Source organism: Achromobacter denitrificans NBRC 15125, assembly GCF_001571365.1.
Lineage (GTDB): Bacteria > Pseudomonadota > Gammaproteobacteria > Burkholderiales > Burkholderiaceae_B > Achromobacter > Achromobacter denitrificans.
This window is the reverse complement of sequence record NZ_BCTQ01000001.1, coordinates 342,242-353,482: the sequence shown is the minus strand read 5'-3', so window position 1 is coordinate 353,482 and position 11,241 is coordinate 342,242. Positions and strand designations below refer to the sequence as shown.

10 protein-coding genes are annotated in these 11,241 nt (G+C 65.4%); 5 read left to right on the top strand and 5 right to left on the bottom strand.

Features of this window, described 5'->3' with window-relative positions; translation table 11 throughout:
* Positions 1–55: 55 nt before the first annotated feature.
* Complete coding sequence (locus tag ADE01S_RS01635; protein WP_062679713.1) at positions 56–1,036, bottom strand: Bug family tripartite tricarboxylate transporter substrate binding protein; 981 nt, start codon at positions 1,034–1,036, stop codon at positions 56–58.
* 184 nt (positions 1,037–1,220) lie between these two features.
* Here ADE01S_RS01635 and ADE01S_RS01630 point away from each other — a divergent pair, with 184 nt between their 5' ends.
* Together ADE01S_RS01630 and ADE01S_RS01625 are read left to right on the top strand one after the other, a co-directional pair.
* Entirely contained in the window at positions 1,221–1,895 is a 675-nt protein-coding gene (locus ADE01S_RS01630) for an RraA family protein (RefSeq protein WP_062679712.1), read from the top strand.
* A 124-nt stretch (positions 1,896–2,019) separates the two neighbouring features.
* On the top strand, positions 2,020–2,826 hold the full coding sequence (locus tag ADE01S_RS01625) for an IclR family transcriptional regulator (RefSeq protein WP_062679711.1): 807 nt from the start codon (positions 2,020–2,022) through the stop codon (positions 2,824–2,826).
* A gap of 27 nt (positions 2,827–2,853) precedes the next feature.
* Here the strand turns inward: ADE01S_RS01625 and ADE01S_RS01620 are convergent, their stop codons facing one another.
* The 3 genes from ADE01S_RS01620 to ADE01S_RS01610 all read right to left on the bottom strand — a co-directional run bounded on the left by ADE01S_RS01620 (position 2,854) and on the right by ADE01S_RS01610 (position 7,079).
* Positions 2,854–3,822, bottom strand: a complete 969-nt coding sequence (locus tag ADE01S_RS01620) for a Bug family tripartite tricarboxylate transporter substrate binding protein (RefSeq protein WP_165695602.1) — start codon at positions 3,820–3,822, stop codon at positions 2,854–2,856.
* Positions 3,823–3,892: 70 nt separating this feature from the next.
* Positions 3,893–5,329 carry an aldehyde dehydrogenase family protein gene (locus ADE01S_RS01615; RefSeq protein ID WP_207554414.1) on the bottom strand — a complete coding sequence of 479 codons (1,437 nt, stop codon included), beginning with the start codon at positions 5,327–5,329 and terminating at the stop codon, positions 3,893–3,895.
* A gap of 40 nt (positions 5,330–5,369) precedes the next feature.
* Complete coding sequence (locus ADE01S_RS01610) at positions 5,370–7,079, bottom strand: thiamine pyrophosphate-binding protein (RefSeq protein ID WP_062679708.1); 1,710 nt, start codon at positions 7,077–7,079, stop codon at positions 5,370–5,372.
* A 221-nt stretch (positions 7,080–7,300) separates the two neighbouring features.
* On the opposite strand from ADE01S_RS01610, the gene ADE01S_RS01605 reads away from it, so the two are divergent.
* Positions 7,301–8,104 carry an SDR family oxidoreductase gene (locus ADE01S_RS01605; protein ID WP_062679707.1) on the top strand — a complete coding sequence of 268 codons (804 nt, stop codon included), beginning with the start codon at positions 7,301–7,303 and terminating at the stop codon, positions 8,102–8,104.
* 27 nt (positions 8,105–8,131) lie between these two features.
* Positions 8,132–9,115: a quinone oxidoreductase family protein gene (locus tag ADE01S_RS01600; RefSeq protein WP_062679706.1), complete on the top strand. Its 984-nt coding sequence runs from the start codon at positions 8,132–8,134 to the stop codon at positions 9,113–9,115.
* 78 nt (positions 9,116–9,193) lie between these two features.
* On the opposite strand, the gene ADE01S_RS01595 is transcribed toward ADE01S_RS01600, so the two are convergent.
* Entirely contained in the window at positions 9,194–10,066 is an 873-nt protein-coding gene (locus ADE01S_RS01595; protein ID WP_062679705.1) for a LysR substrate-binding domain-containing protein, read from the bottom strand.
* Between the two features lie 141 nt (positions 10,067–10,207).
* Here ADE01S_RS01595 and ADE01S_RS01590 point away from each other — a divergent pair, with 141 nt between their 5' ends.
* Positions 10,208–11,212 (top strand): Bug family tripartite tricarboxylate transporter substrate binding protein, encoded by a 1,005-nt coding sequence (locus ADE01S_RS01590; protein ID WP_062679704.1) that lies wholly within the window; start codon positions 10,208–10,210, stop codon positions 11,210–11,212.
* Positions 11,213–11,241: the final 29 nt, after the last annotated feature.

Sequence of the window (11,241 nt, the reverse complement as noted above, 5' to 3'; positions counted from 1 at the left end):
TTCTTGGTATTGCCGGCGCGCCGCCTTGCCCGGCGGCAGCGCAATGCGCATGGCTTCAGTCTATGGCGATGTTCGCGGCCCGAACCGTCTTGCCCCACATCTCCCTTTCCTGGAGGATGAAGCGCTGAAACGCTTCGGGCTGCATGGCGCGCGGCGTCACGCCCATGTCCGCGAAGCGCTGGACCACGGCGGGAGCGGCCAGCGCCTGCGCCATAGCCTGGTGTAGCTTGTCGATGACCTCCTTCGGCGTGCCTGCCGGCGCCACCATGCCGTTCCATGCCGAGACGTCGAAGCCGGGAAGGGTCTCGGCGATGGAGGGTACGTCGGGCGTCATGGGCGAGCGCTTGGCGGTCGTGACGGCAATGGCCTTGAGCTTGCCGGCCTGCACGTGGGGCAGCGCCGAGATCATCGTGTCGAAGCTGAGCTCGCACACGCCCGCGATGGTGTCCGTGATCGCCGGGGCGCTGCCCTTGTAGGGCACATGCGTCATCTGCACTTGCGCCAGGTTGCAGAACAGTTCGCCGGCCATGTGGGTGGAGTTCCCGGTGCCGGAGGTGGCGAAGTTCAGCTTGCCCGGGCGCGCTTTCGCGTACGCGATGAACTCCGGCAGCGAGTTGACCGGCAGGCTGGGGTGCACAACCAGCATGATGGGGCCTTCCTGCAGGAAGCCGATCGCCGAGAAGCTGCTTGCGAGGTCGTAGCCGGGTTTCTTGTACAGCCAGCTGTTGATCGGATGCGCCGTCGTGAGAATACCGATGGTGTAGCCATCGTTGTCCGATCTGGCCAGCGCCTCCAGGCCCAGGTTTCCGCCGGCGCCGGGGCGGTTTTCCACGATGAAGGTTTGCCCCAGCGCGCGCCCCATGCCCTCGGCCGCCAGCCGGGCGGCGATATCGGTCGAGCCCCCGGGGGTAAAGGGCACGATGACCTTGACCGGCCTGCGCGGCCAGTCGCTGGCGGCAAATGCCCGCGGGCCGATAGCCCCGATCAGCGCTCCGGCCGACAGTTGTTTGAGCAAGGTACGTCGAGAGTCGCGCATGTATCCAGTCTCCTTGTATTTGGACCTTGGCAGTCCAGATGGGCAGAGACGTCGTCGCCTAGCTCTGCTACTCGACCACCTAAATGTTCATCATTGAACGAAATTAATTATTCATTCATTGAAAGTTTTATTTCTTTATTGTAATTTTGGTCTGCATCATCATTCAATTCGGAGAAGAACGCAAGTGCCTATCCATCAAGGAACCCGCCCGGACACCTCCCCCGAGCTCATCGACGCATTCAAGGGACTCGCCACCAGCACCATCGGAAACGTGCTCGATGACCTGGGCATCGGCAGCATCGGCCTGAACCTCAGGCCCGTCGCCCCGAGAATGCGGTTCGTCGGCGCCGCGCTTACCGTCAAGGAAGTGACGGGGGCCAAGAACGCCTACCTGCCCTCCGAGTTCGGGCTGGGCGCGGTCATCGACATGTGCAAGCCCCTGGATGTCGTCGTGATCGACAATGGCGGCCAGCAAGTGTCCACCTGGGGCGGCGTGGCCTCGGTGGCCGCCGTGCAGAACGGCGTTGCGGGGCTGGTGGTCGATGGCGGCGTGCGCGACGCCGACGAGATCATCGAACAAGGTTTCCCCGTGTTTTCGCGCCATGTCGTCCCGCTGTCGGGCAAGACGCGGGTGAAAGTCATCGAGATCAACACCACCGTGAAAATCGACGGCATGCCCGTGCATCCCGGGGACATCATCATCGGAGACGCCAGCGGGCTGGTGGTGGTTCCGCGTGATCGCGCGGCGGAAGTGGCGCAGCGCGCCGGCGAGCTGGAGCAGCAGGACAGAAAGGCCAGCGAGGAGATCCGCGCGGGCCTTTCGTTCACGGAAGCCCTGCGCAAGTACGCTAAACTCTGATCCGCAGCTTGGCCGGAGCGCGTCAGCGGCTGGACTCGGCCCATGCGCGCCCCGCCTTGTAGACCAGACTATGCCAAGACCACGTAAAAATCCCGCGAGTTCCACCGCCGCCGAGACGGCCGCAATGACCGATGGCGTCAAGGGGAACGGGCCGCTGGCTGGGACCCTGCTGCGCGGCCTCGCCCTGCTGGATACGCTGCTTGCCGCAAGCCATCCGATGACGCTGGCGGAATTGGCCGCCGACGTGAAGCTGGATCTAAGCACCACGTTGCGCCTCTTGAGAACGCTGGAAGACGCCAAGCGCGTCATCCGGATCGGCGATGGCAAATACTATCTGGCATCGCCTTCCACCTTGCGCCCTCTGGCATTGAAGCACCCCCTGGAAGAATTGCGCCGCCAGGCCGACCCGCTGGTGCGCGGCCTTGCAAACAAAGTGAGCCAGTCCGTCGTGCTGGTCGCCTACATAGGCGGCGAACGGGTCGTCGTCGATGTGATGCAGGCGGGGACTTCCCTCAACCCGTATTACACGACCTGGCTGCATGGCCCGCTGCATGCGTCGGGCCCGGGCAAGGCGCTGCTGCTCGCGTCTGACCCGGCCAGGCGCGAGGCGCTGCTGGGCAAGCCGCCCTATGCCGCTCGGACCAACAAAACCCTGACCACCAAGACGGCGCTGGACGCGGATCTGGAACGTGCGGCGGCGAACGGCTATGTGCTGGTGCGTGATGAGTTCTACGATGGGTTGAGCGCCATCGCGGCCAATTTCTATTCGTGGGACAAGACCGCGCTGGGCTGCCTGGCGATCACTGCCTATTCCGAGAGTTTCGACGACGAGACCATCGCGCTTGTCGCCAAGGAACTGCTGGCCTGCACCCGCCTGATGCCGCTCCAGGTGCCCGCGCTGCAGCAGATCGCGCAACTGTCCGGCCGTTGACGCCGGCCGGACCGGGCTGCCTGGGGATCAATCCTGCGGCTGGATCCCCGAGGCGGCCGCCACTTGCTTCCAGCGCTGGTTCTCCGCGACGATGAAACGGCGGAACTCCTCGGGCGAGGAGGGCGACGGTTGCACGCCCGAGGCCGCGAAGTTCCGCTTGATCTCATCCGACGCCAGGATCCTCACCAGGGCGGCATTCAGTGTCTGGACGATTTCCCGCGGGGTTCCTGCCGGGGCGAGCAGGCCCTGCCACGACGAGGCCTCAAACCCCGGCATGCCTTCTTCTATCACCGTGGGCAATTCCGGCGCGGCATCGGAACGCGTCTCGGCGGTCAGCGCCAGCGCCTTCACCTTTCCGGCCTTGACCAGGGCGCCCATCGTGGAATAGGGGTCGATCATGAAGCCGATCTGCCCGCCCAGCATCGCTTCAATGGCGGGCGTCGTGCCCTTGAAGGGAACGTGAGTCATCTTTACGCCCAGCTGCGCATTGAAGGCTTCCGTGATCAGTTGGTAGGAACTGCCGGAGGTGCCGTAAAACATGTCGCCTTGCGGGCGTTTTTTCAGGTAGGCGGCGAGTTCCTGGATGCTGCCGGCGGGCACTGCCTTGCTCACGACCACGACCAGCGGCTGCTTGGCCACCAGCCCGATATGCTCGTAGCTCTGGACCGGGTCGTACCGGATCTGGCGATACATCACGGGATTCGTGCCCAGCGGGGCAATGCCCGCCATCAACAGGGTATAGCCATCGGGTTCCGCCTTGGCGGCCGCTTCGCAACCTATCATGCCGCTGGCGCCGGGACGGTTTTCGACGATGACGGGCTGGCCAAGCTCGGTGCTGAGATGGCTGGCTATCGTGCGTCCCATGACGTCGGTGATGCCGCCCGCGGCGAACGGCACGATGATGCGGATGGCGCGTTGCGGATAGCCCGCCGCATGGGCCGCGGTCGCCAATATGGCCGCCGAGCACAGAAACAGGCTGCTTATCAGTTTTTTCATCATTGTGTCTCCTCTGGTGCATGGGAACCGCCGGGCCGGATTCGCGCGATGTCGGCGTACGGCAGGGGGATCAGGCGGATGTGTACGCCGTCTTGACGACGGTGTAGAAGTCCACGGCATACTGCCCCTGTTCGCGCGGCCCGTAGGAGGAAGCCTTGCGTCCGCCGAACGGCAGGTGGTAGTCCAGTCCGCTGGTTGCCTGATTCACCTTGACGATGCCGGCCTGGGCCTGCCGTTTGAACTGGGACGCGTGGCGCAGGCTGGTGGTGCAGATGCCAGCCGCCAGGCCGAATTCCGTGTCGTTGGCGATATGGAGCGCCTCTTCGAAATCGCGGGCTTGGGTGACCGATGCGATCGGTCCGAAGATTTCTTCGCGCGCGATCCGCATGGACGGATTCGCCTCGGTGAACAGGGCGGGCTGCAGGTAGTATCCCGGGCTGTCGCGCTCCAGTACTTCGCCGCCCCAGGCCAGGCGGGCGCCTTCCTTGCGGCCGATGTCGATGTACTCCAGGTCGACGTCGAATTGCTTTTGATCGACGACCGGGCCGATGTGCGAGTCCGCCCGCAGGGCATGACCGATATTCAGCCGATCCAGCCGCTGGATGATCCCGCGGACGAAACGGTCGTGAATACCTTCGGTCACAATGAAGCGGGACGTAGCGGTGCACCGTTGTCCCGTGCTGAAGAACGCGCCTTGCACCGCGCACTCCACCGCAACCTCCAGATCGGCGTCGTCCAGGACGACCAGGGGATTCTTGCCTCCCATTTCAAGTTGCATGCGCTTCATGGACGGACCGCTCACGCAGTCGGCGGCGATGCGGCGCCCGGTGGGGACCGAGCCGGTAAAACTGATGGCGTCGACCTCCGGATGCGAGCACAGCACGCCGCCGATCTGGCTTCCAGATCCCATCACCAGATTGAGCACGCCATTCGGCAACCCCGCGCGATGCAGGATATCCACGAGTGCCCAGGCCGAACCGGGCACCAGGTCCGCAGGCTTGAACACCACCGTATTGCCGTAGGCCAGCGCGGGCGCGATCTTCCAGGCGGGAATGGCAATTGGAAAATTCCAGGGGGCAATCACGCCCACGACGCCAAGGGGTTCGCGAGTGACTTCGGTGTCGCTTCCCGGCTGCAGGCCGGGGAGACGGTCTCCCCGAATGCGCAGCGCTTCTCCGGCCATGAAGGCCAATACGCTGGCGGCGCGCGCCACTTCGCCGATGCCTTCGGGCAGTGTCTTGCCTTCTTCGCTTGAAAGCAGGCGTCCCAGTTCCTCCTTGCGGGCCAGTAGTTCGTTGGCTGCCCGGGCAAGGATGTCGTGGCGCAGCTGCGGAGAGCTTTCCGCCCAGGCCGGGAAGGCGGCGCGCGCGGCCTCCACTGCGTGCCGCGCGTCGGCCGCGCTGCCGCGCGCGTACAGGCCGACAATTTCCCTGGTGTCCGATGGGTTGATGTTCCGCGTGACCTCGGCCGGCTCGCGCCAGTGCCCGTCGATCAGGTTGCGATGTATGGCTTTCGCTGTATCCATGATGGTGTCCTTCGCGCCTGGGTCAGCCGCGGCCGGCGGCCAGCGCGGACGCGCGCAGTTGCGAAAGCGTGAACGCGGGGCTGATGGCCTCCGGATCGATCACGCAATGCAGAATGGCTGGCTGGCCGGATGCCAGCGCGCGTTCGAACGCGGGAGCGAATTCTTCCGTTTTCTCGACGCGTTCGCCGTGTCCGCCGAATGCGCGGGCGTAGGCGGCGAAGTCGGGGTTGCGCAATTCGGTGGCGCTGACGCGGCCTGGATACTCCCGCTCTTGATGCATGCGGATCGTGCCGAACATGCCGTTGTCGACCACGATGACGATGATGGGCAAGCGGTATTGCACGGCGGTGGCGAATTCCTGTCCGTTCATCAGGAAACAACCGTCTCCGGCGAACGCGATCACCGTCTTGTCCGGGAATACGCGCTTCGCGCCCACGGCGGCCGGAACCCCATAGCCCATCGAGCCCGAGGTCGGCGCCAGCTGGGTGCCGAATGCGTCGAAGCGATAGAAGCGGTGGATCCAGGTGGCATAGTTGCCAGCGCCGTTGCATACGATCGCGTCTTGCGGCAGCACGCTGTTGAGATGCTCCATTACCTGGGCCATCTGCAATGCGCCGGGGGTCGCCACCGATTCGGTGCTGCGCCACGTTTCGTATATGGCGCGCAAGTGGGTCGCATAGGTGGCGCGGGACGCCGAGGCGGGCAAGGGCTCGGCGCACAGCGCCTGGACAAAGGCCGAGGGCGTCGCGCAAATGCCCAGCGTGGGGGCATAGACCCGGCCGAGCTCGGCCGCGTCCGGGAACACATGGATGAGTGTTTGCCTGGGCACCGGGATGTCGAGCAAGGTGTAGCCCTGGCTGGGCGTTTCGGACATGCGGCTGCCGATCAGCAGTATGAGGTCGGCCTGCTTCACTTGTTCCACCAGGGCCGGGTTCGGGCCGAAGCCGAGATCTCCGACGAATGATTCGTTGCCGGTGGGAAAGAGCATCTGGCGGCGCAGCGACACCGTGACCGGCAAGCGAGAATCGCGGGCCCATTGGGCGAATCGGCTCACGGCCTCGGCGTTCCAGCGCGTGCCTCCAAGCACGACCAAGGGCCGCTTGGCCTCGGCCAGAAGCGCCAGCGCGCTGGCCACCTGGTCGGCGCCGGGGTTGGCTTGCACCTCGCGGGCCGGCTGCGCGTCGGTGCATTCGACACGGTCTACGAGCATGTCCTCGGGCAGCGCGATCAGAACCGGGCCGGGCCGGCCGGACATGGCCGTGTGCACCGCCCGCGACACGATTTCCGGTATGCGGCGGGCATCGTCGATTTCCGTTGCCCACTTCGCGAAGTGGCTGAACGCCGCGCGGTAGTCCAGCTCCTGCAGCGCGCCGCGCTCGCGCACCCCGCGCTCGATCTGGCCGACAAAGACCAGCACCGGGGTGGAATCATGCGACGCAATGTGGATGCCCGGCGTTGCGTTCGTGGCGCCCGGCCCGCGCGTGACGAAACAGGCCGCGGGCCGCCCGGTCAATTTGCCGTGCGCCTCGGCCATCATCATGGCGCCGCCCTCCTGGCGGCATACCGTCACGTTGATGTCGGCGTCGTGCAGTGCGTCCAGCACCGCAAGATAGCTTTCCCCCGGAACGCAGAAGACGTGATCGATTCCATGTATGCGGAGTTGGTCGACCAGAATCTGCCCGCCGGTGCGGGGCCGAGATTTCGGGGCGGGGGCTGTAGGTGTTGCGCTCATTGTTTCTCGGAAGATTGCGTGTAGGGGTGGAAAGAGGAGGCGCCGAAGCCTGGCGGCATGCGGGTATGCCCCTGGTTGCGCTCCGGAAAGGTCGGAAGTTGTGGTTTTAATCATAGTAATGAAAGTAAAATTTCACAAGTAGCAAATTTAATTTCGATAATTAGCCATCGAGACAGCATTTCGTGTGAACTGCGGTCTTGCGCGAGAGAGGAGGGAAGGCGATGGACTTGGGTATTTCTGGAAAGCGGGCATTGGTATGCGCCGCGAGCAAGGGCCTGGGCTATGCCTGCGCCCAGGCATTGGCGCAGGCGGGCGCGCACCTGGTGATCGTCGCGCGCAACGACGCGCCGTTGCGAGCCGCGGCCGAGCAACTGCGGTCGCTGGGGCCGATATCGGTGGAGGCCGTCGCGGCAGACATCACGACCGAACAGGGGCGTGCCAGCGCCCTGGCCGCGGCTGCCGGGCTGCCCGGCGGCGCCCCGGGCGCATTCGACATCCTGGTTACGAACGCTGGCGGGCCGCCGGCGGGAGACTTTCGCGATTGGGACGAGGCCGCCTGGCTGCAGGCGCTGGGCGCCAATATGCTTACCCCGATCGCATTGATGCGCGAGACGCTGGACGGAATGATGTCGCGCGGCTGGGGGCGGATATGCAATATCACCAGCACGGCGGTGAAGGCGCCCAGTCCCTACCTGGGCCTTTCCAACGGCGCCCGCAGCGGCCTGACGGGCTTCGTGGCGGGCCTGGCGCGCCAGGTGGCGGGTAGCGGCGTCACCATCAATAATCTATTGCCCGGGACGTTCGACACGGACCGGCTCAGGTCCAATCTCGTAGCGGGCGCCGGTCAGGCCGCGATGGCCCTGGATGCCTATACCGCCAAACGCCTGGACGGCATTCCCGCGCGGCGTTTCGGACGGGCGGAGGAATTCGGGGCGGCCTGCGCCTTCCTCTGCAGTCGGCAGGCCGCCTACATCACGGCGCAGAACCTGCTGATTGACGGCGGGGCGTATCCCGGTACCCTGTAACCGATTCACGAAGCAAGAGGAGATTCCATGACTTCAGCCATCGTCATGCATGCCACGGGGGGGCCCGATGTTCTTCAATGGGAACCCGTCGAGGTTGCCGGGATGCAGGCGCATGAGGTGCTTCTGCGGCACACTGCCGTCGGCGTGAACTATCACGATGCCTATGTGCGCTCCGGCCTGTACCAGACGCTCGCCTTGCCGGGCATTCCCGGGATAGAGGCGGCGGGCGTCGTCGAGGCGGTCGGCAAGGATGTGCAAGATTTCAAGGCGGGCGATCGCGTGGCGTACGTCACGCGCCAGTACGGGGCCTATGCGGAACGGCGGGTCATCGCCGCGGACCTGCTCGTGCCGCTGCCGGATGCCGTTACCGACATCGCGGCCGCCTCGTCGCTATTGAAGGGATTGACCGCGCAAATGCTGGTCCAGCGCGTATATGCCGTAAGCGAGGGCGACTGGGTGCTGGTGCACGCGGCGGCGGGCGGCGTCGGCACGCTCCTGTGCCAGTGGGCCCGGCATCTGGGGGCCAAGGTGATCGGCACGGTCGGCTCCGCGGAAAAGGTGCCATTGGCGTTCGCCGCAGGCTGTCATTCGGTGGTGCGCTACCGCGAGGAAGACTTCGTGGCGCGCGTGCGCGAGATCACCGGGGGAGAGGGCGTCCAGGTCGCTTACGATGCGGTAGGCAAGGACACGTTTTTTGGTTCGATGGAATGCCTGGCGCCCTTTGGGCACCTGGCGAACTACGGCCAGGCGTCGGGCGCGGTGCCGGCCTTCGAAGTGTCGATGCTCTTTCCCAAATCGAATTCGCTTTCGCGCCCCAGCGTCTTCCAGCATGTACGGACGCCCCAGCTCTTGCGCGATGCCGCCAGGCGTTACTTCGCGGCTTGCCAGGAAGGCGCCCTGGACATCCCGGAGGGCCAGTCGCTTGCGCTGCGCGATGCCGCGAAGGCGCATGCCTTGCTGGAGGATCGTTCCCGCCTCCGTCCCCTGATGCTGCGGGTCGATGCGAGTTGAACGCGATCGCGCCGGCGTCCGCCTGGCCATGTCCGCCGGACAACGCGCGATTGCGGCCAGGTCTGGTGTTTCGCGCCTTCACTTCACGCTGATCAACCAATCGGAAAACGTGCTGAAGGGCGGGCCGCTGGCGCGCGCGGGATTGCTGACCAGGTAGTAGCCCTTGCTGCCGCCCGCCGTATGGGGCAGGGGCTGGACGAGTTGGCCGGTGGCGAAGTCCTGGGTGATGTAGGCGCGCTGGGTGACGGCGATGCCCAGGCCTTCGGCCGCGGCCTGCAGGCACAGGACGGCGTTGGCCAGCGGAATGAAGCGGGTGTCGCCGCTGGCGGCCAGGCCGGCGGATTGCAGCCAGCGGTCCCAGCAGTCGGGGGCGATCATGGACTTGAGCAGGGTTTCGCCCAGCACGTCTTCGGGGCGGCGCAGGCGCTCGGCCAGCGCGGGCGAACAGGCGAGCACGAGCTCGTCGGGAAACAGCAGGTCGGCGCGCAGGCCCGGCCAATCGCCGTCGCCGCAGCGCACGACGAAGTCGGCATTGTGCAGGTCGGTGTCGTCGGCGCGCGCGACCGTGGCGATTTCGATGTCGATATCGCCGTGCCGCACATACAGCGAGCCCAGCCTGGGCATCAGCCATTTGATGGCGAAGCTGGGGATGACTTTGACGCGGATGCGCCGATTGGCGCCGGCTTCGGCCGCCTTGGCCAGGACGCCCTCCAATTGATCGAAGAGCTCGGCGGCCTGTAGCGCGAGCTCGGTGCCGACCGCCGTGAAGGCGATGTCGCGGCCGTCCTTCTGCACCAGTTGCACGCCCAATTCGCTTTCCAGCCGGCGCAGCTGGTGGCTCACGGCGCCGGGGGTGACGTGCAGGAGCTCGGCGGCCCGGCCCACGCCGCCGCTCCGGTACACCGCGTCCAGTACCCGCAAAGGCCCGAGACGATTTCTGAGTTTGTGCATTGTTGAAATGAACTCAATATTTGAAGAATAAGTTTCGACAGACGCCGAAGGGGAAGGCGCCTACAGTCTGCCTTGTACGACAAAACTAAATCAAGTATCGGAATGCGATGCCATGCTGCGTCGCGGCAAGGAGGAGACGGAATGAGCGGGTTTTTTCGGCGCAAGGCAGGCGCCTGCGCATTGCTGCCTTTTGCTTTCTTGGGGGCGGCGCTCTGGAGCGCGGGCGCCGGTGCGGCCTATCCGGAACGGTCCATCCGGCTGATCGTGCCGTTCGCGGCGGGCAGCGCGGCGGACACGCTGTCGCGCGTGGTCGCCTCGGCCCTGGCGGACGAACTGGGCCAGGCGCTGGTGGTGGACAACAAGGGCGGCGCCGGCGGCACCATCGGCACGATGGATATCGCGCGCGCCAAGCCCGATGGCTACACCTTGGGTATCGCGGCGCAGGGCACTTTCGTGAACAACCAGGTGCTCTATAGCGCGCCGGGCTACGACTCGATCAAGGACTTCAGCTTCATCAGCGAGATCGCCGATGTGCAGAATCTGCTGGTGGTGGCGGAGAAGTCGCCTTATCGGGACGCGCCGGCCCTGCTGGCCGATATCAAGGCCAAGCCGGCGGAGACGTTCCGCTATTCCTCCAGCGGCGTGGGAACCAGCCATCACATTGCCGGCGCAACCGTGTCGCAATACCTCGACAAGCCGATCATGCACGTGCCCTATACCGGCGCGCCCCAGGGCCTGAGCGCCATCATCAGCGGCGACGTGGACATGGGCCTGTACAACCTGCCCGCGGCCATCGGCCTGGTGAGGGCGGGCAAGCTCAAGGCGCTGGCGGTCACCGGGCCCAAGCGCTCCACGTTGCTGCCGGAGGTTCCCACGCTGCAGGAAAGCGGCCTGAAGGATTATTCGGTCACCCTCTGGTGGGGCCTGGTCGGCCCCGCGAGGCTGCCGGCCGACGTGTCGGCGCGTCTGTACACGGCCCTGGACAAGGTCATGAGCCAGCCCGCATTGCGCGAGAAACTGATCGGCCAGGGCTTCACGCTGCCTGACATGCCCATCCCCAAACCCGCCGATTTCGAGGCCCTGGTGCGCCAGGACCTCGCGAAATGGGTCCCCGTCCTCAAGGAACTGGGAACCGCCGCGCAGTGATGCCGGCAGAACGCAATCATCGAGGAATC